21 protein-coding genes and 1 pseudogene are annotated in these 24,721 nt (G+C 60.8%); 5 read left to right on the plus strand and 17 right to left on the minus strand.

The features are described 5' to 3' along the window. Positions 1–41 precede the first annotated feature (41 nt). Entirely contained in the window at positions 42–617 is a 576-nt protein-coding gene (locus tag BUE15_RS05460; protein WP_073281896.1) for a DUF3109 family protein, read from the minus strand. A 182-nt stretch (positions 618–799) separates the two neighbouring features. Between BUE15_RS05460 and BUE15_RS05465 the strand changes: the two genes are divergently transcribed. The 3 genes from BUE15_RS05465 to murA all read left to right on the plus strand — a co-directional run bounded on the left by BUE15_RS05465 (position 800) and on the right by murA (position 5,318). Beyond that, positions 800–3,058: an ATP-dependent helicase gene (locus BUE15_RS05465; protein WP_073281971.1), complete on the plus strand. Its 2,259-nt coding sequence runs from the start codon at positions 800–802 to the stop codon at positions 3,056–3,058. Between the two features lie 125 nt (positions 3,059–3,183). Next, entirely contained in the window at positions 3,184–3,912 is a 729-nt protein-coding gene (locus BUE15_RS05470) for a DUF4290 domain-containing protein (protein WP_073281898.1), read from the plus strand. Positions 3,913–4,013: 101 nt separating this feature from the next. Beyond that, a complete protein-coding gene (gene murA / locus BUE15_RS05475) occupies positions 4,014–5,318 on the plus strand; it encodes a UDP-N-acetylglucosamine 1-carboxyvinyltransferase (RefSeq protein WP_073281900.1) in 1,305 nt (434 codons plus the stop codon). A 69-nt stretch (positions 5,319–5,387) separates the two neighbouring features. Here the strand turns inward: murA and BUE15_RS05480 are convergent, their stop codons facing one another. After that, complete coding sequence (locus tag BUE15_RS05480; protein WP_073281902.1) at positions 5,388–5,891, minus strand: GAF domain-containing protein; 504 nt, start codon at positions 5,889–5,891, stop codon at positions 5,388–5,390. A 196-nt stretch (positions 5,892–6,087) separates the two neighbouring features. Here BUE15_RS05480 and BUE15_RS05485 point away from each other — a divergent pair, with 196 nt between their 5' ends. Then, a complete protein-coding gene (locus BUE15_RS05485; protein WP_073281904.1) occupies positions 6,088–6,330 on the plus strand; it encodes a hypothetical protein in 243 nt (80 codons plus the stop codon). 36 nt (positions 6,331–6,366) lie between these two features. Here BUE15_RS05485 and BUE15_RS05490 read toward each other — a convergent pair whose 3' ends face one another. The 8 genes from BUE15_RS05490 to BUE15_RS05525 all read right to left on the minus strand — a co-directional run bounded on the left by BUE15_RS05490 (position 6,367) and on the right by BUE15_RS05525 (position 16,977). Beyond that, on the minus strand, positions 6,367–6,705 hold the full coding sequence (locus tag BUE15_RS05490; RefSeq protein ID WP_073281906.1) for a phage holin family protein: 339 nt from the start codon (positions 6,703–6,705) through the stop codon (positions 6,367–6,369). Positions 6,706–6,827: 122 nt separating this feature from the next. After that, positions 6,828–7,922, minus strand: a complete 1,095-nt coding sequence (locus BUE15_RS05495) for an agmatinase family protein (RefSeq protein ID WP_073281908.1) — start codon at positions 7,920–7,922, stop codon at positions 6,828–6,830. A gap of 109 nt (positions 7,923–8,031) precedes the next feature. Next, positions 8,032–8,664, minus strand: coding sequence for a chemotaxis protein CheC (locus tag BUE15_RS05500; protein ID WP_244535885.1), 633 nt, complete (start codon positions 8,662–8,664; stop codon positions 8,032–8,034). A gap of 65 nt (positions 8,665–8,729) precedes the next feature. Further along, positions 8,730–10,358: a chemotaxis protein CheA gene (locus BUE15_RS05505; protein ID WP_073281910.1), complete on the minus strand. Its 1,629-nt coding sequence runs from the start codon at positions 10,356–10,358 to the stop codon at positions 8,730–8,732. After that, positions 10,355–11,434, minus strand: coding sequence for a chemotaxis protein CheB (locus BUE15_RS05510; protein ID WP_139252141.1), 1,080 nt, complete (start codon positions 11,432–11,434; stop codon positions 10,355–10,357). The genes BUE15_RS05505 and BUE15_RS05510 overlap by 4 nt, the downstream gene beginning before the upstream one ends. A gap of 84 nt (positions 11,435–11,518) precedes the next feature. After that, positions 11,519–11,890, minus strand: a complete 372-nt coding sequence (locus BUE15_RS05515; protein WP_073281914.1) for a response regulator — start codon at positions 11,888–11,890, stop codon at positions 11,519–11,521. A gap of 90 nt (positions 11,891–11,980) precedes the next feature. Then, positions 11,981–12,484 (minus strand): chemotaxis protein CheW, encoded by a 504-nt coding sequence (locus BUE15_RS05520; protein WP_073281916.1) that lies wholly within the window; start codon positions 12,482–12,484, stop codon positions 11,981–11,983. Positions 12,485–12,558: 74 nt separating this feature from the next. Further along, positions 12,559–16,977 (minus strand): HAMP domain-containing protein, encoded by a 4,419-nt coding sequence (locus BUE15_RS05525; RefSeq protein ID WP_244535886.1) that lies wholly within the window; start codon positions 16,975–16,977, stop codon positions 12,559–12,561. A 351-nt stretch (positions 16,978–17,328) separates the two neighbouring features. Here BUE15_RS05525 and topA point away from each other — a divergent pair, with 351 nt between their 5' ends. Beyond that, entirely contained in the window at positions 17,329–19,815 is a 2,487-nt protein-coding gene (gene topA / locus BUE15_RS05530; RefSeq protein WP_073281918.1) for a type I DNA topoisomerase, read from the plus strand. An 86-nt stretch (positions 19,816–19,901) separates the two neighbouring features. Here the strand turns inward: topA and BUE15_RS22165 are convergent, their stop codons facing one another. The 7 genes and pseudogenes from BUE15_RS22165 to BUE15_RS21895 all read right to left on the minus strand — a co-directional run. Further along, positions 19,902–20,561, minus strand: a complete 660-nt coding sequence (locus tag BUE15_RS22165) for a hypothetical protein (protein ID WP_211617582.1) — start codon at positions 20,559–20,561, stop codon at positions 19,902–19,904. Between the two features lie 51 nt (positions 20,562–20,612). Then, entirely contained in the window at positions 20,613–21,209 is a 597-nt protein-coding gene (locus tag BUE15_RS22170; RefSeq protein ID WP_211617585.1) for a hypothetical protein, read from the minus strand. A gap of 93 nt (positions 21,210–21,302) precedes the next feature. Beyond that, complete coding sequence (locus BUE15_RS05540; protein WP_073281920.1) at positions 21,303–21,482, minus strand: hypothetical protein; 180 nt, start codon at positions 21,480–21,482, stop codon at positions 21,303–21,305. Next, a complete protein-coding gene (locus BUE15_RS22285; RefSeq protein ID WP_073281922.1) occupies positions 21,458–22,126 on the minus strand; it encodes a glycoside hydrolase family 28 protein in 669 nt (222 codons plus the stop codon). Before BUE15_RS22285 ends, BUE15_RS05540 begins: the two co-directional genes overlap by 25 nt. After that, positions 22,102–22,911, minus strand: a complete 810-nt coding sequence (locus tag BUE15_RS22290) for a glycoside hydrolase family 28 protein (protein ID WP_073281924.1) — start codon at positions 22,909–22,911, stop codon at positions 22,102–22,104. The genes BUE15_RS22285 and BUE15_RS22290 overlap by 25 nt, the downstream gene beginning before the upstream one ends. 138 nt (positions 22,912–23,049) lie before the next feature. Beyond that, positions 23,050–24,393, minus strand: a complete 1,344-nt coding sequence (locus BUE15_RS05555; protein WP_073281926.1) for a hypothetical protein — start codon at positions 24,391–24,393, stop codon at positions 23,050–23,052. 32 nt (positions 24,394–24,425) lie between these two features. Next, a pseudogene (locus BUE15_RS21895) lies at positions 24,426–24,721 on the minus strand (IS982 family transposase); the annotation flags it as partial.

The raw sequence follows: 24,721 nt of genomic DNA on the forward strand, positions 1-24,721 counted from the left end.
TCAGGGCTGGTCTTTTTCTTTGCTGGCGGCCGGGGTGCTGGTTACACCTGCGCGGCACCGTGCTCGATTTCGTGCACCAGTTCGCCGTACCATTCTTCGCCGTACTTGCGGATGAGCGGCTCGCGCAGAAACTGATACACCCGCACGCCCAGGTTGGCGCCGTGGGCGCAGGCCGGGTTGCAGATGCCCCACCGGTCGTAGTTCAGGGCCTCGAAGCCGTCGTATTTGGTGATGCGGATGGGGTATAGGTGGCAGCTGATGGGCTTCTTGAAGCTGGTGGCACCCGCCAGATAGGCCTGCTCGATGCCGCATTTCAGGATGCCTCGTTCGTCGTAGAGGGCGTAGGCGCACTCCCGGTCGTTGATGGTGGTGGTGCTGTAGTCGCCCTCCCAGTCCTTGATGTAAATACCCTGCTGCGCAATGGCCTCGCGGCCGGCTTCGGTCAGGAAGGGCTTGATGGCCTCGTATTCGGTTTCGAGGATCTGGAGCTCGGCTTCTTCCAGCGGCGCGCCCAGGTCACCTTCCACGCAACAGGCACCTTTGCAGGCTTCGAGGTTGCACACGAAGAAGTTGTCCCGAACGTCGTCGGAAATAAGGGTGTTCTGTATCTGAATCATACGGATGAGCGGGGAAGTATGCCGGCTGAACAGGTTGCTACCTTCAACAAGTGCTGGAAGGGCCACCAAGCAGCCGGCGGGAAATGTGGCTACAAAGATAACCCCGTTTCCTCACCCGCCCCGAATGCTGTACCTTTGCTAACAAGCCAAAAAGCTTAGTTTCTGACTGACGACGAATGGGACTGGATTATCATTCTTTATTGAACCCCTCGCAGGCGGCCGCCGTGATGCAAATCGAAGGCCCCTGCATGATTATAGCCGGTGCGGGCTCGGGCAAAACCCGGGTGCTCACCTACCGCATAGCCAATCTGCTGGAGCAGGGCGTCGACCCGTTCAACATCCTGGCCCTCACCTTCACCAACAAAGCGGCCCGCGAGATGCGCGCCCGGATTGAAAAGGTAGTAGGCCCGAACGCCAAAAACCTGTGGATGGGCACCTTCCACAGCATTTTTGCCCGGATCCTGCGCTCCGAAGCCGACAAAATCGGCTTTCCCCGCTCCTTCACCATCTACGACACGCAGGACTCCAAAACCCTCATCGGGCAGATTCTGAAGGAGTTGGAGCTGGACGACAAGCTCTACAAGCCGAACATGGTGCTGGGCCGGATTTCGTCGGCGAAAAACAAGCTGATTTCGGTGCAGCAGTACCTCAACGACCCCGTGATTCGGCAGGACGATGAGGCGGCGCTGCGGCCCAAGCTGGGCGTGATTTACCAGCAGTACGCCAACCGCTGCTTCAAGGCCGGCGCCATGGACTTCGACGATTTGCTCTACCAGACCAACGTGCTGTTCAAGGACCACCCCGACGTGCTGAACAAGTACCAGAACATGTTTCGGTACGTGATGGTGGACGAGTACCAGGACACCAACTACTCGCAGTACCTGATTGCGCGCAAGCTGGCCGCCAAAGAGCGCAACATCTGCGTGGTGGGTGACGATGCGCAGAGCATTTACGCCTTCCGGGGCGCTGATATTCAGAACATTCTGAACTTCGAAAAGGACTATCCGGAGCTGCAGGTGTTCAAGCTGGAGCAGAACTACCGCTCCACTAAAACCATTGTGAAGGCGGCCAACTCGGTCATCAAAAACAACCAGGCCCAGCTGCGCAAAGACGTCTTCTCCGACAACGAGGAAGGCCCGCTGATTGAGGTGCTGAAAGCCGCTTCCGACAATGAGGAAGGCAAATTGGTGGCCAACAGCATCTACGAGGACAAGATGAACCAGCATCTGTCGTACGACGACTTTGCCATCCTGTACCGCACCAACGCCCAGAGCCGCGCCATCGAGGAGTCGTTGCGCAAGCTCAACATCAAGTACAAGATTGTCGGCGGCCTGAGCTTCTACCAGCGTAAGGAAATCAAGGACCTGGTGGCCTACCTGCGCCTCACGGTGAACCCGAACGACGAGCAGGCGCTGCGCCGCGTCATCAACTACCCCAAGCGCGGCATCGGCGACACGACCATTGCCAAGCTGCTGAGTGCGGCCGAGGAAGCCAACCACACCATCTGGGAAGTGGTAGCCAATGCCGACCAGTTTCTGCCGGCCCGTGCCGCCAACCCGATTGTCGATTTCGCCGAGAAAATCAAGGCGTACACGGCCATAGCAGCCAAGGATGACGCGTTTGAGGCGGCCAAGTTCATTGCCAAGAACTCGGGCATGATTGAGGAGCTGTATGCGGATAAGAGCATTGAGGGCCTCTCGCGCTACGAAAATATTCAGGAACTACTCAACGGCATCAAGGCCTTCGTGGAAGACCCGGAGCGGGAGGAAAAGAGCCTCGGCGCTTTCCTGCAGGACATTGCCCTCGTGACGGACGCCGACACCAAGGACGCGCAGGCCGAAGGCGAGCAGGTGACCATGATGACCATTCACTCGGCCAAGGGGCTGGAATTCCGCAACGTCTACATCGTGGGCATGGAGGAAAACCTGTTTCCGAGCCAGATGATGATTACCTCGCGCGCTGACCTGGAGGAAGAGCGGCGCCTGTTCTATGTGGCCATCACGCGGGCCGAGAAAAAGCTCACGCTCAGCTACGCCACCTCCCGCTACCAATGGGGCAACCTGCGCAGCTGCGAAAAAAGCCGCTTCCTCGACGAAATTGACCCGCAATTCGTGGATTTCAAGTACTCGGCAGGGCCTGGCCCCGACCGGGCGGGGCCGGGTGAGTCGCCGTTTGGGCACGTGTTTGAGCGGCGCAGCAACCTGGTGCCCACCCCGCCTCGTAAGACGGTAGCCACCAAGTACGTAGCCCCCGCCGACTTCAAGCCTTCCGATACCAGCAACCTGCAGACCGGGCAGCGCGTGGAGCACCCCAAGTTTGGCTTCGGCCAGGTCACGAAACTGGAAACCGTTTCGGGCTCCACCAAGGCTATTATCAATTTCGAGGAAGTCGGCGAGAAGACGTTGTTGCTGAGTTTCGCCAAATTGCGGGTATTGGGCTAATGCTTAGCTTGCCCTGGTAGCTACAGCTGCCCATCCTGGTTCGCAAAAGTCAGGACGGGCGGCTGTAGCGTCAATCGTTATTATTGCACCCGTGCCGGCCTGTGCCGGCCCACCTCCACTCCCGAATGTCTCTTCCTACCTTACATAAACACGAGCTGCTACAGCGCGAATATGGCCAAAGCACCTTTCAGCTGGTGCAGGGCCTGCGCGACATAGAAGACAAGGCCGAGCGTACGCGCCGCGCCACCCAGATTGTGCAGCTCATTTTCCGGCTGCAGCCCAGCCTGCGCGACCAGCCCAACTCGCAGGAGAAAGTCTGGAACCACCTCTACGAAATGGCTGATGAGGACCTGGACATAGATGCGCCCTTCGAGCTGAAAGGCCTTAGCGGCCTGCACCAGAACCCTAAGCCCCTTCCCTACCCCGAGAAAAACCTGAAGCTGCGCGCCTACGGCCGCGGCGTGGAGCTGATGGTAGAGAAGGCCCTGACGATGGAAGACGAGACGGAACGCGAGCAGGCCACCATCACCATCGGCCGCACGATGAAGTTCCTGTACCGCTCCCACAACAAGGAAAACGCCAAGGACGCTACCATTCTCAAGCACCTGAAAGACCTGTCGGGTGGCCGCCTCACCCTTGATCCGGCCATGGTAGAGGCGCAGAGCCTGTTTGAGATGGCCGCAGCCCCGGCTTCCGGCACCAGCGCGAGCCGGGCCGCATTTATTGTGCCCCAGCCGCGCCAGGAACGGGAACGGGAGGGCCGCCGGGGCAGTGGTGGCAATGGCAACCGGCGCGACAAGCAGCGCCGGGGTGGCAAGAAAGGCCGCCAGGAGCCTCAACAGCCTCCGCAGTAATTTTATTTCCGGAAACCAGCAGCCGGTGAGCAGGAATCTGAGCAGTTCACTGCGCGCTTCAGCTTCCTTTTACCGGCTGCTCGCTTCTAACTTTTCCATACATGGCCTCATTCGAAGTACTTGGCGGGCATCCGCTGAAAGGTGAAATTGTGCCCCAGGGCGCCAAAAACGAAGCTCTCCAGATTCTGTGCGCCGTGCTGCTGACGGCAGAGCCCGTCACCATTTCCAACATCCCCGACATCCGCGACGTCAATAAGCTGATTGAGCTGTTGCGCGACATGGGCGTGAAAGTGGGCAAGCTGGCTTCCGACACCTACCGTTTTCAGGCGGATGCAGTCAATCTGGACTACCTCGACACGCCGGAGTTTGTGGAGCAGGGTCGGGCCCTGCGCGGCTCCGTGATGATTCTGGGGCCTATGCTGGCGCGCTTCGGCCGCTGCCAGCTGCCCAAGCCCGGCGGCGACAAAATTGGCCGGCGTCCCATGGACACGCACTTTTTAGGTCTGGAGAAACTAGGCGGTAAGCTCACGCTGGAAGGCCTGGACTTCTACCGCATCAAGGCCGAAAATGGCCTGACGGGCGCCTACATGATGCTGGACGAAGCCTCCGTGACGGGCACCGCCAATATTGTGATGGCGGCCGTGCTGGCCAAAGGCACCACCACCATCTACAACGCGGCCTGTGAGCCTTACCTGCAGCAGCTGTGCAAGATGCTGGTGCGCATGGGCGCTAAAATCAACGGTATCGGCTCCAACCTGCTGACCATTGAAGGCGTGGAAAGCCTGGGCGGCACCGAGCACCGTATGCTCCCCGACATGATTGAAATCGGGTCATTCATTGGCTTGGCGGCCATGACGGGCTCAGAAATCACCATCAAGGACTGCCAGATTCCGGAGTTGGGCATCATTCCTGACACGTTCCGCAAGCTGGGCATTCAGCTGGAATTCCGTGGCGACGACATCCACATTCCGGCCCAGCCGCACTACGAAATTGCCACCTACCTCGACGGCTCCATCCTGACCGTATCCGACCACACGTGGCCCGGCTTCACGCCCGACCTGCTCAGCATTGTGCTGGTGGTGGCCACCCAGGCCAAGGGCACGGTGTTGATTCACCAGAAAATGTTCGAGTCGCGCCTGTTCTTCGTGGACAAGCTCATCGACATGGGCGCGCAGGTGATTCTCTGCGACCCGCACCGCGCTACCGTTATCGGCCTCGACCAGCAGAAGCAGCTGCACGGCATCACCATGACCTCGCCAGATATCCGGGCGGGCGTGGCATTGCTCATTGCCGCCCTCTCAGCTGAAGGCCGCAGCGTGATTGAGAACGTGGAGCAGATTGACCGTGGCTATCAGTACATCGACAAGCGCCTGAACGCCCTGGGCGCCCAGATTCGCCGGCTGTAAGTAGCTGGCTCAAGCGAGCCTAACCAAAAGAGCCCCGAACTTAGTCATGTTTCTAAGTCCGGGGCTCCTTTATTTTCCGGGAATTTCTACGCTGCTGATGTATTGCTTAATCAGGGGCAGAAACCGGGGGAGCATGGCTTCTATCCAGGCGTGCTCCTGCGGAATCCAGTGGCGCGGCCGACCGAAGGTGCAGGGCTGCAGAATGCCCCAGAGGTGTTCATTTTCGGTGATATGGGCGTGAATCAGGGCCCGATGGCCGAAGGTTTCGTGCTCGAAGCTGCGGTTGAGCACATCCGGCGTGGCCGTTTCCACATCCTCCACAAACACCGACGGCCGGCAAGCCAGCGCCGCCCGAAACAGCGGGTCTTTTTCAGGTAGGTCAGTAGTATCGGTCTGCCAGTCGTGGATGGGGTTGGGCACCGCGTCGTTTTTGCGCCAGCAGAAGGCAATGCGGCCCTTGCCGGCCGCCGGATTCCGGACATAAAGGAAGCACCGGTCCGCCTGCAGATGCTCCCCTACCTGCTCGAGTAGGTGGTTGATGGTAGCAGGCAGGGAATGGTTGATGGCAGGCATGGCAAGCAAGTTGGTAGGTGATAAAAGGTCTACGGAGACGACTGAAATCCGGAACCATCTTACCTGATTATCTGAGCGCCTCCAGCTGACCGCATCGACCAGGTGCTGTCCTCGCCCTCCTCCCGCGACACCCTGTTTCACCTGGACCTGGGCCTCTCGCGCCAGCCGGCCGACGAGCGCACTATTGTGGGGGTGGGTGGACACCTACTTCACTTCCGACTACGACCTGACGGCCTTCGCGGCACACAAGGCGGGACTAGGGCTGCGCTACTCGCCGGTGTACGGCATCGGGCGCTTCAAAACGCCGTTCAAGAGGCGCGTGGCGCAGTTCACGCCCTTGGATCTGTGCTACGCCTACTACTACCAGACCACCGGCCTGACGGCCAGCCTTGCCATAGCGACGCGCTGCTCATGCATGAAAAAGCCCCGCCTCTCGTGAAGGCAGGGCTTTTTGCTTTTGTATTTCAATTCTATTCTAGTCCACTACCATGTCCACAATGGCCGTAACCACCGACAGCACAATACTAAAAATCAGCGCCGACACGAAACCATCCAGCTTGAAGCCGGGAATCAGGTAATCCGCAATCATCACAATTACCGCGTTGATAACCAGCAGAAACAGCCCCAGCGTCAGCACAGTAATCGGGAAGCCGAACAACTTCAGGATGGGCTTCAGGATGGCATTGAGGACAGCCAACACGATAACCAGTAGAATGGCGTCGCCGAATCCGCCGATGTGGGAGCCGGGCAGGTAAGCCGCCAGCACATAGGTGATGACGGCGGAGAGCAGGAATTTGAGAATGAAACCAACCATGGACACGGGTAGCTAAGGTGAGAGAACGGGAAAAGAGAGTAAAACTGCCCGGTGTACGCGTCGCGCCGCGAAAAGGATAGAGCTTCCAGTATACTCGGCTCTACGCGCATCCAGGGCAGCCCCTATTTTTCCGCGCCCCGGTCCTGCAGGCGGCCCTGCGATACGCCCATCCAGTTGGCCATGCTGTAGAGCAGGCGGGCGCCCACAATGGCGTTCCATTCGGTGTCGCCGGGGGCTACCTCGTTCAGGTCGCAGCCGATGATGGTACGGCCCGAGCGCACCACCGCCCGAATCAGGTACAGGGCTTCTTCGAACTCTAGGCCGCCGGGCACGGGCGTGCCGGTGCCCGGGCACAGCTTGGGGTCCAGTCCGTCGATATCGAAGCTTAGATACACCTTCTGCGGCAGTTGGGCAATGATTTTGCCGCATACCTTCTTCCACGACTTCTTGGCAAACCGCTCGTCGCTCAGAAACCGGTTGTGGAACATGGTGATGCGCCCTTTGCTGTGCTCCACCATTTCGGCTTCCTGCTGGCACAGGTCGCGGATGCCCACCTGCACCAGCTTTTTCACCTGCGGCAGCTTGAGGGCATTGTACATGATGGAAGCGTGCGAAAACTCGAAGCCTTCGTAAGCCGGGCGCAAGTCGCAGTGCGCATCAATCTGCAGAATGCCAAACTCCTCGTGGCGCTCAGCCAGGGCGTGCATATAGCCCAGTGGTGTGCTATGGTCGCCGCCGAGCAGCACCACGCCCTTGCCGGCGTCGAGGTAGGCCCCGGTCTTCTCTTTCAGGTACTGCAGCAGCGCTTCGCCACGCTGGTTGAGGCGCACAGGCACCGGCGAGAACTTGGCGTGCCCGGCTTCCGGCTCGCCTTCTTCCAGCCAGCCAATATAGCTTTCGGCCAGCGGGCGCAGGTCGCGGCTTTCGGTGGCCGTTTTCTCGTCGGGCTCTTCCATGGCCAGGCCCATGCGCCACGCCTCAGGCAGGTCCGGGTCATAGAGGTCTACTTGCAGCGAGGCGTCGCGGATAGCCGCGGGCCCATCGGCGGTGCCGCCCCGGTACGATACGGTGACTTCCCAGGGCACGGGCACAATTACAACCTGCGCCTCCTCTACCGTGAAGGGCAGGCCGTATACGCCGCCCTGCGAGTCGCCGAGGGCGTTGGGGTCGAAAGAAGCTAGTTTTTTCTCCAGAGCGGAGGGAACGGGAGTCGCCATAAAAGAGGAAAACAGGAAAAGAAACGTGCAAAAATAAATAACCACTCCGTAAGGTCGGCGAACCGGACTCAGGAGTGGCTATGAAGGCGAGCAGTAGTGGCCGGCGCAGCTACGTGGCAGGCCCGCTCAGGAAATCGTAGGTGCGGATGATATCGAGAATCTTCTCGAACGTAGGCCGGTCGAAAAACAGCATCAGCGGCAGCTCCACCGAGTTTTCCTTGTCGGAGAACTGCGTGATGACGCTGAAAATGAGGGGCTGCACCTGCGTATGGCCTTCCAGCAGATTGTGCAGCGAGTCGGCAATGTCGCCGCGGGGGGCGGTAGGCGGCGCACCGTAGATTTTGGCCTTGAGAATATTGGCCAGCTGCGTCACGAGTGCTCCAGTGATGATATTGCTGATTTCCAGCAGCAGCGACTCCTGCATTTCATCAATGGCAATGGAGGCCGGCACACTCATTCGGAGGCACACGCGGGAAAGACGCTGAATATGCTGCCCCGAAAAAAACATCAGCGTCGTGCCATTGAAGTCGCCCCGGATGTCGGACTGAATAGCTACGTTCGCCTGCTGAATTTCGCGCACCATCTCCAGAATACCGTTGCCGGGCATCAGGTCGAGGCTGGGAACTTCCAGCAATACTTTTTCCTGGGCAATTGCCGCAAATGAATCGGCAGCGCGGGCCAGTCCTATGTTCAGAATTTCACGGACGACGTCGCGCTCCAGTTCTGTCATGTGCAAGTCCATATATTTCAATCAGTTGGCCGAATTTCACTGACGAGCAGCTGGTTCGGAATCAGCATTACGTATTTTCAGAGCCGACGGGCTAGAAACAGTCGAGTTAAAGCAGGCACGTCCAGAACCAGACACACCTGGCCGCTGCCAAGCAACGTGACGCCACCGAAAAGTTCGATGATGTCAAGCGGCTTGCTCATGGGCTTGATGACGATGTTCTGCTGGCGCAGAAACCGGTCGACTATCAGGCCCAGTTTGCGGTTGTTGTAGTTGACGATGATGATGTCCTGGCGCCCTACCACTTCTGCGCGGGTGGCGGGCGGCAGCGGGCCGTCGCCGTTGTGCAGCAGGCGGCGCAGGCTCACCACCGGCACATTCTCGCCCTGCACCTCGGCCATCAGCAGCCCACCCACTACGTGCAGGTCGTCGGGCCACAACGACACAACCGAGTCGGTGTGCATGAGCGGAATGGCGTAGCTACGCTCGTCGAGCTCGAAGAGCAGCGCGCCTTTCACGGCAATGGAGGTGGGCAGCACGAGCGTAAACGTGGTGCCTTCGCCTAGCACCGACTCGACGCGCAGCTGGCCGCCCAACGAGTCGATGGCCAGTTTTACCACGTCGAGGCCCACGCCCCGGCCCGATATTTCGGTCACTTCCTTGGCCATGGAAAAGCCGGGCTCAAACAGGAAAGCCCGAACGGCGCTGTCGTCGAGCAGGCGGGCGGCTTCTTTGCTTACCAGCCCCCGCTCCACGGCCTTACGGCGCACACTTTCCACGTCGATACCCCGGCCATCATCTGTCACCTGAATCAGCACGTCGTCGCGCTCCGTCTGGGCCGAAAGCACCAGCTGGCCCTGGACGGGTTTGCCGGCTTTTTCCCGTTCGGCCGGCGTTTCGAACCCGTGGCTTACGGCATTGCGCACCAGATGCAGCAGGGCATCGGTGATGATCTGCAGAATGTTGCGGTCAATCTGGATATCCTGGCCGCTCAGGGTCAGTTCCACCTGTTTCTGCTCGGCACTGGCCACGTCGCGCACTACCCGCGGAAACTTGTTCAGCAGGGTTCCCACGTTCACCAACCGGGCATCCATCACGGAATACTGCAGCTCGTCGGTGATGCGGAACAGGTGGGCCGCTGCGCTTTGCAGGGCAGAGTTGCCGATTTCCTGACTTAGCGTCAGAATCCGGTCCCGGTCAATTATCAGCTCGCCTACCAGATTGAGCAGGTGGTCGAGCTTCTTGATCTGGATATAGACCAGATCCGATAGTTCCAGCTTGCGGTTGGCGTCCTCGTCGGCGGTTTCACCATCCAGCACCGGCTCTTCGCCTCGTACCAGCCGGTCCAGGTTGTCGAGCAACGCAGTGCTTTCGGGCAGGTCCTGGTCGTCGCCGACGGCCCGAATCATGGCCCCAATCGTGTCTACGCCGGTGAAGAGCACCGTAGCCAGGCTGCCGCTGAATTCCTTTTCCTTGCTGCGGATCAGCCCGAAAATGGTTTCCATGTGGTGGGCCACCTCTCCAATGGAGTTGAAGCCCATAGCCCGGGAGTTGGACTTGAGGTTGTGCATGAGCCGGAAAAGCTCATTCAGCGCATCTTGGTCTTGCGGATTGCGTTCCAGCTCGCTGATGTGGCGGCTCATGGCGTCGTAGGCTTCCAGCGCCTCGGCCATGTAGATTTCCCGGTATTCCTGCTCGCGTGATTTCATAGCTGCAGGGCACGGGCTGAAAAGGAACGGCTCAACCGTTTCTCCGGTGAGAGTCTGTCGAAGAAGGCAGCCTGCTTGGTGATGGCCGCCGGCAGCTGTTCCAGCGGCAGTACGGCGTTGGCCCAGCCATGCTGAATCACGGAACTAGGCATAGAAAACACCGCCGAAGAAGCTTCATCCTGCACCAACACAGTACCACCATGCTGCCGGATGGCTTCCGCTCCCAGCGTACCGTCGCGCCCCAACCCACTGAGGACTACGCCCACTACATTGCGACCTACAGTCAGGGCGGCTGAGCGCATCAGCAAATCAACCGAAGGCTCGTCGCCGGAGGCGCCGGACTCAGGTGTGAATTCCGTCTGCCAGGCCTGCCAGGGGCTATTGGCGGCCGGCTTCACCAGCAGATTGCGCCCGCCGGGGGCCACCACAATGCAGCCAGGCTCAAGAACAGTGCCCGGCCACCCGGCTACTACCGGCAGCGTGGTAGCCCGGCGCAAACGCTCTATAAAGGAGTTGAGGAAGGCCGCCGGCAAGTGCACAGCTACAAGCACCGAATAGGCAAGCGTAGCAGGCAGGCCGCGCACCAACTGCTCCACGGCGGCAGTGCCGCCCGTAGAACCGCCTAGTATAACGAGCCCCGTGGAAAGACCGGGAATGGTAGCTACCGGCGCACGGAAAACCGTAGGCCGGGCTTTCACCTGCGGCAGCACCCGCCGGACTTTCCGTAGCACTTCCGCGCCCCATTCTGTGGTTGTCAAATTGGGCCGGATGGTGTCGAATACGCCCCAGCGGGAGGCTTCGCGCAGCATGCCGGGCAGCGGATGCCCTTCGCAGTAAAGCAACGCCGGCACTGTGTTATAGCGGCTGAGCTGCTCAACGTCCCGCAGCTGCCCTTCCCCCACTATCACCAGCCCCGGACGCAGCTGCCGGGCCAATGACAACAGCTCCGACGAACCCGCCCCGGCGCATACCACATGCAGATCCGGCTGGCTTTGGAGCAGGCGCATCAGGCCCAGCCGCAAAGCCGTGGACAGGTTACCAAGCAGAATAGTGAAAGAAAGGGAACGATCAGGCACGAGAAAGGGAAAAGAAGCGGGCGGGCAACAGCCGGTAAGGTGATAACCAAGCCGTTGCGCTGAGTTGGTACGCTGAGAAAGCGGCTACTCTGCGGTCTGCAGGGCGCTGCTCACGATTTCCAGGACCTTCTCTTCCGAAAAAGGCTTCACGATATAAGCCGAGGCCCCACTTTCGAGGGCTTCATTCACAATTACTTCCTGCCCTACGGCACTGCACATCACTACTTTCACCTCCGGGTCGTTCTGGCGAATACCCTTCAGCACGTCCAGGCCCGTGTTGTCGGGCAGGATTACGTCGAGCGTGATGAGGTCAGGCTTAGCCGAAGCAGCCATTTCGAGGGCCTGCTGGCCGTTGGCAGCTTCACCCACTACTTCGTAGCCGGCATCGGTGAGCATATTCTTGAGCATCGTGCGCATGTAGAAGGAGTCGTCCACGATGAGGATGCGGTTTTTCATAGTAAGCGGTTCAAAAATCGAGGGGAAATGAAAAAGAAGGGATACTGAACTGAAAGCTGAGCCTTGTACGCGTGGTAGCGGGCAAAGATGTTAGCGGGGCTGGAGCTGCATTATCTCCGTAGGAGTAAGCAGCTTCAGCATGTCCAGTACGATGATGATGCGGCCATCTATTTTGGCAATTCCCTCAATGTATTTGTCGTTGATGTTGATGTCCTGGATGAATTCCGGGGCTTTTTCGATAATGGAAACCGGCACCGACAACGGCTGGGGCACCTCGCGCACCACAATTCCGATGGTGTAGTCTTTTGCCTCAATGGCCAGCGTATACGACAGCGCCGGTAGTTCCTCATTGGCGGGCCGGAGCCGAAAACGCTCTTCCAGGTCGATGATGGCAATTATGTCGCCGCGCAGGTTGGCAATACCTTTCACAAAGGGCGGCGTTTTGGGCATGCGCGCAATTTCGGGCGTCACGGTTACCTCTTTTACCTGCTCAATGCGCAGGCCGTACTCCTCCTCGCCCAGCCGAAATACGATCAACTGAATGATGGTATCCGGCTTGTTTTTTTTGTCAACGGTCGGTTCTGCGTCAGCCATTCGGCGGAAATAAATTTGGGGCGAGGCAGGCTAGAAGTGAAAACCTGCCCCGGCTCGAAGGTGTGCTGCTGGAGTTATTTGCTGGTTTTGGCTTTGGCACGGACTTTCTTGGCCGGTTTGTCCGCCGCTGTGTCGGCTGGTGTGCCAGCTTTGCCATTGCTGGCCGCCGACGCCGGCCGACGCTCCCGCACCGACGTAGTGCTCGGGGCTTCGGGTGCTGCCGCAGCCGCAGAACGGGCGACTTTGCGGCCGGAAGCAGCCTTTTGGCCGCTGCCCGAAGGGGCAGTAGTGCGGCTGGTGCTTGCGGCCGTATCACTTTCAGCAGTGGTTTCGGCAGGGGGCGTAGCACGCCGCGGGGCCCGGACTGGTGCTGTTGCAGGCGCCGTAGCCGGCTGGCTGCGCACAGAGCGGCGCAACGGCAGCGGCTCGGGCTCAGGCTCCACATATTCAATCAGCTGGAAGTTGGAGAGGCCCAGCTGCAGGTCGTCGGCAATGTCGGTGAGGCGCTGGCTCGAAACAGTCAGCTCGTGCATGGAAGTGGAGAGCTGCTTGGCCGTGCCGGCCACCTGCTGCGTGCCGGAAGCCGTCTGCTCGGCAATGGCTACTACTTCTTCCACGTATTTCACCACGTCGCCGATGGACGTTTTCTGGACCTCGGTGGCCGTCAGAATGTCGCGGGAGGTGCGGAGCGTTTCGCCGGAGCTGGTGGCAATGTTCTTAAAGGCCGAGCTGGCCTCGAAGGTGGCGTTCTTGCCTTTCAGTACCCGGCCCTCCATGGTGCTGATTGCGGTGGCGGCCGACGTGGTATCTTTCTTTACGTCGTCTACCAGCGTCCCGATTTCCGAAGCCGAGCGGCGGGAGCCTTCGGCCAGTTTCCGGATTTCTTCGGCTACTACCGCGAAACCACGACCAGCTTCCCCGGCGCGGGCGGCTTCGATGGCGGCGTTCAGAGCCAGCAGGTTGGTCTGCGAGGCAATGTCGGTAATCACGCCCAGCGACTTGCTGATGTCCTGTGAGCGGACCGACAGCACTTCGATGGTTTTGGCCGTCTGGGCCGCTGCCGCCGAAATTTCCTCCATGTTCTTTACCACTTCCGCCACGGTCTTCAGACCAAGCTGCGAAGTCTGCTCACCCAGGATAGCCGCCTTGATACCGATATCGGCTTTGCCGGCGGTTTCCTTGGTGGCCTGCATGATTTCTTCAATCAGCTTGAAGGCCTGGTCGGTCTTGAGAGCCTGGTTCTGAGCACCTTCGGCCATCTGCTGCATGGCCAGGGCCACGTCAACGGTTACCCGGCTCATCTCCTGCCCTTTCGCCGCCATTTCTTCCGACGACGTGCCCACTACCTGCGACGAATCGTTGATTTCCGCCAGCAGGTCGTTCAGGGTATCTACGGCGAGGTTAAGCGCGTCAGCCATCGACTTGATGTCGCCGGCCGTCTGGATTTCCACCTGTTGCGTGAGGTCACCTTCGGAAATAGCCCGCACCACGCGGCTCACTTCCAGTACCGGCGAGGCAATGGATTCGAGCAGGTCGTTGAGCGTATCCACGATTTCCTTCCACGAGCCGCTCACGCCGCCTACGGTGGCGCGTTCGGTCAGCTTGCCTTCCACACCGGCTACTTTGGCCACGCGGCTCACTTCCTGCGCCAAGCGGTTCAGGTCGTCCACCATGCGGTTGATGGTGTCAGCCAGCTCGGCCACTTCGCCTTTGGCGTCCAGGGTCAGCTTCTGCGTCAGGTCGCCCTGCGATACGCCGGTTACTACCTTCACAATACCGCGTACCTGCGTGGTGAGGTTGGCCGCCAGCGTATTTACGTTGTCAGTCAGGTCCTTCCATACGCCGGTTACGTTGGGCACTTCGGCCTGGCCGCCGAGCTTACCTTCGGTGCCCACTTCCTGCGCCACGCGGGTTACTTCGCCGGCGAAGATGTTGAGTGAGTCCACCATCCGGTTGATGTTGTCCTTCAGGTCGAGCAGCTCGCCTTTTACATCTACCGATACCTTCTGGCTCAGGTCGCCGCGGGCTACGGCGGTGGTTACGTTGGCAATGTCCCGCACCTGGCTGGTGAGCGAGGCAGCCATGAAGTTTACGTTGTCAGTCAGGTCTTTCCAGGTGCCGCGCACGTTCGGTACGTCGGCCTGACCGCCGAGCTTGCCTTCGGTGCCTACTTCGCGGGCCACGCGGGTTACTTCGTCGCCGAAGGTGTTGAGCGAGTCCACCATCTGGTTCAGGTTTTCTTTCAGCTGCAACAGCTCTCCGCGCACGTTTACCGTCACCTTCTGGCTCAGGTCGCCCTTGGCTACGGCAGTAGCCACGTTGGCAATGTCGCGCACCTGAGAAGTCAGGTTGGACGCCATCGTGTTTACGTTGTCGGTCAGGTCTTTCCAGGTGCCGCTCACGTTTGGCACCGAGGCCTGGCCACCCAGGATACCTTCGGTACCTACTTCGCGGGCTACGCGGGTTACTTCCCCGGCGAAGATGTTGAGCGAGTCCACCATCTGATTGAGGATGTTTTTGAGGTCGAGAATCTCGCCTTTCACATCTACCGTCATCTTCTGGGTTAGGTCGCCTTTGGCTACGGCGCTGGCTACGTTGGCAATGTCGCGCACCTGAGAGGTCAGGTTCGAGGCCATGTAGTTTACGTTGTCGGTCAGGTCCTTCCAGGTACCCGACACGCGCGGCACGCTGGCCTGGCCGCCGAGTTTGCCTTCGGTGCCTACTTCGCGGGCTACGCGGGTTACTTCGTCGCCGAAGATGTTGAGCGAGTCCACCATCTGGTTGAGGATGTTCTTCAGCTCCAGGATTTCTCCTTTCACATCTACGGTCATCTTCTGCGACAAGTCGCCGCGCGCTACGGCCGTGGCCACGTTGGCAATGTCGCGTACCTGAAGCGTCAGGTTCGAGGCCATGTTATTTACGTTGTCGGTGAGCTCCTTCCACACACCGGCCACGTTCGGTACATCCGCCTGGCCGCCGAGCTTACCCTCGGTACCCACTTCCAATGCCACGCGGGTTACTTCGCCGGCAAACAGGTTGAGCGAGTCCACCATCTGGTTCAGGTTCTGCTTCAATTGCAGCAGCTCCCCTTTCACATCGACGGTGATTTTCTGCGACAAGTCGCCTTTAGCTACGGCCGTGGCTACGTTGGCAATGTCCCGCACCTGAAGCGTCAGGTTCGAGGCCATGTTATTTACGTTGTCGGTGAGCTCCTTCCACACACCGGCCACGTTCGGCACGCTGGCCTGCCCGCCCAAGCGGCCTTCGGTACCTACTTCCTGCGCCACGCGGGTTACTTCGCCGGCAAACAGGTTGAGCGAGTCCACCATCTGGTTCAGGTTCTGCTTCAACTGCAGCAGCTCCCCTTTCACGTCCACCGTAATCTTCTGCGACAAGTCGCCCTTGGCAACCGCCGTAGCTACGTTAGCAATGTCCCGTACCTGAAGTGTCAGGTTCGAGGCCATGTTATTTACGTTGTCGGTCAGGTCCTTCCAGATGCCCGATACGTTGGGCACCAGCGCCTGGCCACCCAGTTTACCTTCGGTGCCCACTTCCTGCGCCACACGGGTTACTTCGCCGGCAAACAGGTTGAGCGAGTCCACCATCTGGTTCAGGTTCTGCTTCAACTGCAGCAGCTCGCCCTTCACGTCCACGGTGATTTTCTGGGTCAGGTCGCCCTTAGCAACCGCCGTAGCCACGTTGGCAATGTCCCGCACCTGCGAAGTCAGGTTCGAGGCCATGTAGTTTACGTTGTCCGTCAGGTCTTTCCAGATGCCGCCTACGTTCGGAACGCTGGCCTGGCCGCCAAGCTTGCCTTCAGTACCTACTTCCTGCGCCACGCGGGTCACTTCGCCGGCAAACAGGTTGAGGTTGTCAATCGTTTTGTTGATGGTTTCGGCCATCACCTTGAAGTCGCCCGACACCGGAATCTGGAAGGTTTCGTCCAGATTGCCTTTGCTGATGTTCTTGAGCACTTTGCCTACCTCCAACACCGGCACGGCAATGCTGTCTACCAGCCCGTTGATGTTATTGATCATGTCGCGCCAGAAACCGGCGGCATTGTCGGCGGAGGCGCGGGCTTTCAGGTTGCCTTCCACCCCGGCCACTTTCGAGATGCGCGACACCTCGCCGCCTACCCCGCCAATCATTTCCACCATGGAATTGTAGGCTTCGGCTATTTCGGCGAAGATGTCGTTGTTCTGCTTGGTCAGGCGCACCGATACGTCGCCTTTCTTAAAGGCGTCGAGGGCGTAGAGCACCCGGTTGAGCTGCTCATTTATATAGTCGGAGTTTTCCAGCGCGCCGCTGTCCCGGGCGTTGGAGCCTTTGGCACTGCCGCTGCGGCGGGTTGTGTCGCCCCGGGTATCGCCTACGTTCGAGGATCGGCCCCGGGCATTCCCGGCCATCTCGGGGGAAGTGCCGGCTGAGCTGGTATCAGCCGGAGTGGTGACGGCTGAGCGACGAGTGGTTGAGGAAGTCTTACCTGATGCCATAAAAGCAAGGAATAGCGGGACGGGCGTTCGAGGGGAGCAAAGGTGGCGCGCAAGGCGCAAATCAGCCTGTGCCCAACTAGGCAAAGGTAGCGAATAGCCTCAATCTGCCGCCAATGATTATTCGGGAAGCAATAGTAAAGCAGAATTGACTTGCCATGAACCAGTTGCGGCGCTTTAGCTGTTGCCTGCTCACGGCCGAGGCCACCGGCCAGCCCCTATCCTTGCCGCTACTGCATCGGATAACGGATTATTGCAGCATCTTTGCGGCAAAATTCAACTTCTTGCCCGCTGCCGCGTTTTCTACTGAAAGCGCCTGTTCGCAGCCCCCTTTCCTGACTCTACATTCCACCCATGGTCAAAAATCTAGTCATCGTCGAATCGCCCGCGAAAGCCAAAACCATAGAAGGCTATCTGGGGAAGGATTTCGTCGTTAAGTCGTCCTTCGGGCACGTCCGTGACCTGCCGAAGGATAACAATGCCATCGATATTGCCAATGGCTTTAAGCCCACGTATGTTGTATCGGCCGACAAACGCGAAATCATCAGCCAGCTCAAGAAACTGGCCAAGGAAGCCGAAACCGTATGGCTCGCGAGTGACGATGACCGGGAGGGCGAAGCTATTTCCTGGCACCTGGCCGAGACGCTGAACCTGAGCGGCGGCGACAAGACGCGCCGCATCGTGTTCCGCGAAATCACGAAGAGTGCCATTCTGAATGCCATTGACAACCCGCGCGAAATAGACCTCAACCTGGTGAATGCCCAGCAGGCCCGCCGCGTGCTCGACCGGCTGGTAGGCTTCGAGCTGAGCCCGGTGCTGTGGAAGAAGGTGAAAACCGGCCTTTCCGCCGGCCGCGTGCAGAGCGTGGCAGTGCGCCTGGTGGTGGAGCGCGAGCGGGAAATCAACCAGTTCAAGGTGTCGTCGGCGTACCGTGTGACGGCGCGCTTCGATGCCGGCAAAGGTGCCGTGCTGGAGGCCGACCTGCCGACGCGCTACAAGACCCGCGAAGAGGCTGAGGCTTTCCTGGCCCGCTGCGTGGGCGCCGACTACCGCATCGAGAACCTGGAGAAGAAGCCGGGCAAGCGCAGCCCCGCGCCGCCCTTCACTACTTCTACGCTGCAGCAGGAAGCCTCGCGCAAGCTGGGCTTCTCGGTAGCGCAGACCATGAGCGTGGCCCAGAAGCTCTACGAAGCTGGTAAAATCTCCTACATGCGTACCGACTCGGTGAACCTCTCGCAGGACGCCCTGGCGGCGGCGCAGGAGGAAATCAGCCGCGCATACGGACCGGAGTACGCCCAGACCCGCGTCTACAAAACCAAATCCGCTTCGGCGCAGGAGGCCCACGAAGCCATCCGCCCCACCGACTTCGCGCTGGTGAAAGCCGGCTCCGACTCGCAGGAGCAGCGCCTCTACGACCTGATCCGCAAGCGGGCCATGGCCTCGCAGATGGCTGACGCCCAGATTGAGCGCACGGTGGCTACCATCGGCATCAGCACGCAGCCCGGCACCATGCTCACGGCTACCGGCGAGGTTATCACCTTTGAGGGGTTCCTGAAAGCCTACAGCGAGTCGAAGGATGAGGACGAGCAGGACGACGCCAACCAGGAGTCGTCGTTTTCGCGGGGGCTGCCGCCGCTTACGGTGGGCCAGCAGCTACCGCTGCAGCTGTTGCGCACCGTAGAGCGCTACGCCGCCCCGGCCGCCCGCTACACGGAGGCCTCGCTGGTGAAAAAGCTGGAGGAAATGGGCATCGGCCGGCCGTCTACCTACGCTCCTACTATCAGCACCATTCAGAAGCGGGGCTACGTGGAGAAGGACTCCCGCGAAGGCAAGGAGCGCAAGTTTCATGTGCTGACGCTGGACGGTGACGCCGTGAAAACCGAGGTAAAAACTGAAACCTACGGCGCCGACAAAGCCAAGCTGTTCCCGACCGATACGGCTATGGTGGTCAACGACTTTCTGGTGGAGCATTTCCCCGTCATCGTCGACTATCAGTTTACGGCTAAGGTGGAAGGCGAATTCGACCGGATTGCGGACGGCGAGGAAATCTGGACCGACATGCTGGCCGGCTTCTACGGCACCTTTCACGAGACGGTGGAGCGCGGCAAAGACATTGAGCGCAACACGCTGGGCAGCAACCGCGAAATCGGGCTGCACCCGGAAACCGGGCAGAAGCTGACGGCCCGTCTCGGCCGCTTTGGCCCCTACGTGCAGATTGAGCCCAAAGAAGGCGCGCCCGAAGACGAAAAGGCCGTATACGCCAGCCTGCGCAAAGGCCAGTTCATCGAGAACATCACGCTGGAGGAAGCGCTGGAGCTGTTCAAGCTGCCGCGCGTGGTAGGCGAGTTCGAAGACAAGTCGATGACGGCAGCCCTGGGCCGGTTCGGGCCATACATCCGCCACGACAGCAAGTTCTACTCGCTCACCAAGGAGCAGGACCCGCACACCATCACCGCCGACGAGGCCGTGGCCCTGATTGAGAACAAGCGCAAAACCGACGCCGAGCGCCTCATCAAGACCTTCGAAGGCCGCGACGACGTGCAAGTGCTCAACGGGCGGTTCGGGCCCTACATCGTGGTGGGCAAGAAGAACGTGAAGATTCCGAAGGGCGAAGAGCCCGCCGACCTCACGCTGGAACGCTGCCTGGAGCTGGCCGAAGCCACGCCCGACAAGCCGGCCAAAGGCGGCCGCTTCGCCAAGAAGGCCCCGGCCGCCGAGAAGGAAGACGCCGCCGACAAGCCCGCCAAAAAAGCCGCGGCCAAGAAGCCAGCCGCTAAAAAGCCAGCCGCCAAGAAAGCCACCGGCACCACTACCCGCAAGCCGGCTGCTAAAGCCAAGTAGGCCAGCGCAACCCTACAAGCAAAGGCCCTTCCAAGCAATTGGAAGGGCCTTTGTTTTGGTTACGGGGAGGCCGGCTAGGTTTTGTCTTATTTAGATAGGCGCGCGGGAGCCGCTTCCTGTGTTGGCTCCTGCAGGTATTCCTCCAGATTGGAGTAGCCGTCGTGGTTGCGGTCCTGGTGGCGGTCTGCGGGGTGGCGGGGGTTCAGGCCGTGGCGCTGCTCCCAGGCGTCCGGCATGCCGTCCTGGTCGGTGTCGGGTGGGGCGGGGCCGCTGGCCAGGGGGCCGGGGCCGTGCATGGGCGTGTCGTTTTCGGTCTGGATGATCTGGCCGAGCTTGCCCAGCGACGTCAGTTCCTGTAGCAGGCGCCGGTCTACGGCGTCGCGGCGCAGGGACGCCCCGGCGTGCGCCACCACGTAGGCGTAGGCCTGCGCCGCCGTGCGCGGCGTTACGCCAGGATAGGCATAGGGACGGGACTGCCAGCGCACGGGACCATAGTTTGCCGTCGGAATCAGGGTGCCGTCGAGGCGGCCGTTGCGGGTGCTGTCCTGGAAATTATCCTCCGCGAAGAGGCTGAAGTTCTGGTTGCCGCGCGTGAAAGCCGGCTTCGCGTTGCCTGGCCCGCTAATAAAGTAGTTGCCGCTGATGTTGGCCGCCGAAGCGCGCTCCGAGCCACCCAGGATATAGGCCCCGGCCTCCCAGTTGTAGACCACGTTATTGACGAACTGGTTTACGCCCTTGGCCTTCACGTTGCGCGTGTGGGTGTCGATGTAGAGCGTGCGCAGAATGCTGACCCCGCCCTAGAGCGGCTGGATGAGGCCGCCGGCTGAGTGCGGGTGCAGCCCCTGTGCCACAAGAGAGTTTTGCAGCGTCACGTTGGTGGCCGCTTCCGTGACGGAGAAGTTCTCATCCCGCCCCCACGACACCGACACATGGTCGAAAATGAGGTCGTGGCCGCTGGCAATGGGTACGGCGTCTTTGCCAGGGCTGCCGGAGTGCCCCATCCGGAAGCGCAGGAAGCGAACCACCGTATTGCTGGCGTTGGTAAACGACACGGCGTCGCCATAGACGGTGATACCGTCGCCGGGGGCCGTCTGGCCGGCCAGGTACAGGTTGGCCGACACCAGTAGCGGGCTCTGCAGCCGGACCAGCCCGCCTACGTCAAACACCACCGTGCGGCCCGGCTGGCTGACGGCGTCGCGCAGGGAGCCGGGCCCGGCATCGGCCAGCGTCGTGACGTGGTACACGGCGCCGCCCCGGGCCCCGGTGGCATAGCGGCCGAAGCCTTCGGCCGTAGGAAAAGCCAGGGGCCGGGGCGGCCCCGACCGGGTAGCGCCGGTGGTGAGCAGCAGCAGGCCGGCCGCGGCCGCCCAGACGGATAGTACAGATGGGGTCATGGCAAAACAAGGGAGGGAAAGCGCCTAGCGCAGCACGAAACGAATCCGCAGCAGAGCCGGCAGCGGCCTGGTGCCGGGCGGCCCGGCGGAAACTTACTTGACCAGGTCCAGCTCCAGACCAGCCATAATGAACGGGCCCACACCCTTGAAGTCATTGGGCTGCAGGGGCTCGGAAAGGTAGTACTCGTAGCTGCCGTCGCGGTAGGGCGTGCCGCCCAGGCCGCCCACGCACACGGTGCCGTTCAGGGTCAGCAGGCCGGTGGGCTCCGGCACCAGTTGCGGCTGTTGTGCACCTCCATCACCGGGTCGGTGCTGGTGGGCAGCAGCGTCACGTTCTTCAGCTTGATGCCGTCGGCTTCGATGCACACCAGGCCCTTGTCGGCTTGCAGCACGGCGTTTTCGATGCTGATGTCCTTGATGGACATTTCGGGCAGGCCGCGCACCAGGATGCCCGTGCGGGCGCCGTTGCAGGTCACGTTGCGGATGGCAATCTTGCGGAACTGCGGCGTGCCCTCGTCCACGGGCTTGGCCGGCGACACGGGCCGCTCTTTGGAGCCCGCCACCTGCGGCGTGGGGTCCTTGATCATGTAGTACATATCGAAGAGGATGGCCTCGCCGGGAATGCTCTTCATGTCCACGTTCTCAATAAAAATGTTCTCCACGATGCCGCCCCGGCCGCGCGTGGTCTTGAACCGGATACCGATGTCGGTGCCGATGAAGGTGAGGTTGTGGGCGTAGATGTTGCGCGCCCCGCCCGACATTTCCGACCCGATGACGAAGCCGCCGTGGGCCCGGTACACGGTGCAGTTGCGGATGAGCACGTTCTCGGTAGGCATGGCCCGAGCCCGCCCCTGCTCGTTGCGCCCGCTCTTGATGCAGATGGCGTCGTCGCCTACGTCGAAGGTGCAGCCTTCCACCAGGGCCCGGTTGATGGATTCGAGGTCCAGGGCGTCGGTGTTGGGGTGTAGGGGCCGCTGCGCACCGTTATGTCGCGCACGGTCACGTCCTGGCTGCGCATGGGGTGCACCGTCCAGGCCGGCGAGTTCTGGAACGTCACGCCCTCAATCAGCAGCCGCTGGCAGCCGTCGAGCACCAGGAAATCGGGCCGCACGTAGTCTTTCAGGTCTTCGAAGTCCTTGATTTCCGACTTCTCCGGTGTCAGCACGCCGGCTTCCTTCACGGTGGTGCCCTTCAGGCTCTGCTCAGACGGATACCAGCGGTCCTGCTTTTCGTTGAGGAAGCCGCCCGAGGCCACCAGCTTCTTCCACTCGCCTTCGGGCGTGCGGCCCTTCTGCACCATCTCCAGGTTTTTGCCGTAGAGCAGGGGCTGGTTGCGCACCGCGTCGAGGCCTTCCCAGTTGGTTTTGATGAGCTGGTAGTCGGCGCGGTTGTCGCTGAACTGCACGAAGGCACCCGCCGCCAGGTGCAGGTTGACGTTGGAGCGCAGCGTGAGCGGGCCGGTGCGCCAGTGGCAGCGCGGCACCAGCACCACGCCCCCACCCTTGCGGCTGCAGGCCTCCATAGCGTCGGTGAAGGCCTTGGTGTTGGCCGTGAGGCCATCGGGCACGGCCCCGAACTGGGTGATGCGGACGGTGTCCTGGGGGAAGCTGGTGGTCTTGACCGGCGGCAAAGTAGGCGCGAAGGATTGAGCAGAAGCCAGCGCAGGTAGCGCCAGCAAGGCTAGGGCAAGCAGGTAGTTCATAGAGAAAGGAAGAATGTAGAAATGAGCGGTGCCGACCACGCGGCGACTATCTTCAGAACCGCCTCACACTTCAGCCGGGCTGAAACCACGGCTGAAATGGCTGGCGCTCAAAACAGCTTTAGCGTGGCGAAAGGCAGCTTACGGCATCTTGCTCAGGCCCTCCCACTTCACCGTCCAGCCCTTCGGGATGCCGGGGTTGGCGGTGGGGGCGCCATCGTAGCCGGCGCACATGAGGGCCACGGCCGCCAGCAGCCCCCCGTTGCCGGGCAGGTAGATGGGCAGGCGGCCTTCCTGGTAGTTATGGCCGCTGGGCAGGTAGGTGTTGGTGCGCACGGGCATCAGCAGGGCGTCCACGGCCTTGTCGGGCAAACCCGTGCGGTTGGCCGTCATGGACGTCATAGGGAAGTCCCAGCCCCAGGTTTTGTCCCAGCTCCAGTCTTTCCACACCAGGTCGAAGGTGCGGCGCATGGTGGCCGCGTCCTGCTGGCCGGTGGCAGGCATGATGCCCAGCGCGCCCAGCACCGAAGGGTGGTCGGTTTTGAACTCGGGGTTGGTGTAGGAATCGGGGGCCGACTCGGTGGCCAGGTACACGCCGCCCTCCTGGGGCAGCTTGGAGAGCTTGGCCAGCACGTCGTCGTACTTGGGGCTGCGGGGCTGGCCTTGGCGCACGCGCCACTGCTGGGCCGTGCTCAGGGCCCAGTGCCAGTACACCAGCTCGAAGGTGGGGTTGAAGGTCTGCTCGGCCTTGAACCGCTCCTGCGCCGGAATCACGCCCGGCCCCAGGATGTAGCGGCCCTTGTCTTTCTCATAGAACGGGAAGGAAGCCATGAAGTCGGCGGTGGCCGCGACGCGGTCCTGGTAAAGCTGGAGCGTGGCCGCGTCGGGGTGGGCGCGGTAGGCCTGCTCGGCGAAATAGATGAAGTGGGGCTGCTGCCAGATCAGGAACGCTCCCACCGACGACGGCCCTTCCTGTCCCCAGGGGTCGGTCATCTTCTGCCAGCGCACGCCGTCGTAGCCCTGGCGCTGGGCAATCTTGCGGGCCTCGGCGCGTACATCGGGGCGGGCGTACCAGGTGAGGCTCTTTTCCAGCAGCGGCGTGCGGCCCCACAGCGCAAAGTGCGCCGAGTGCCACCAGTGCATTTCGAGGTGGGGCCGGCCGTACCAGCTGTTCAGCACGAGGCCGGTTTCCTGGGGCGGCTGCGAGCCGGCGCCCTGCAGCTTGGTCAGGTACTGCGACAGCACCACGCGGCGCTCCAGCTCCTTGGCCCGCGGGTCCGGGGTGCCCCCGAAGTCTACAGCACCGCCGCTTTTCCAGAAGGCTTCCCACTGCTGGCGGCTGTTTTTCTGCGTTTCGGCGAAGGTGGGCATGTTGCCGCGCGGCCGAGGCGAAAAGCGACAGGAAAAAGTCAGCGTTTTATCGTTTTTGCCAGGTGTCAGCAGGTATTCGTGGGGCTGGCCCGCCGTCAGGACTGGGCTTTGCATCCAATCCAGCTCTACATAACCCAAGTTGCGGTCTATGCGCCTAGTTGAGCGAGGGTGTGGGTGAAGATGAACAGCAGCAGTTTGAGGGCGAATCCCTGCGCTGTCACGGCATGAATAGACTTGGGGAACTGCTCGGTAATCTGGCGGATGGTCGTTTCGATGCCTTTGCGAAAGTGCTGAATCAGAAAGTTTTGCCACGGCTCATGGGCTCGTTTGCTGTTCTTGCGACGGTCTACCGTTAGCGCCACCTGCTCGGCTTCGAACCAGGCCTCTTCCAGCGCGTAGTCGGTGTAGGCGGCATCGGCATACAAGACGCTGCCTTCCGGCA

Origin of the sequence: Hymenobacter psychrotolerans DSM 18569, from assembly GCF_900142395.1 — a bacterium.
In the GTDB taxonomy this organism is placed as follows: domain Bacteria; phylum Bacteroidota; class Bacteroidia; order Cytophagales; family Hymenobacteraceae; genus Hymenobacter; species Hymenobacter psychrotolerans.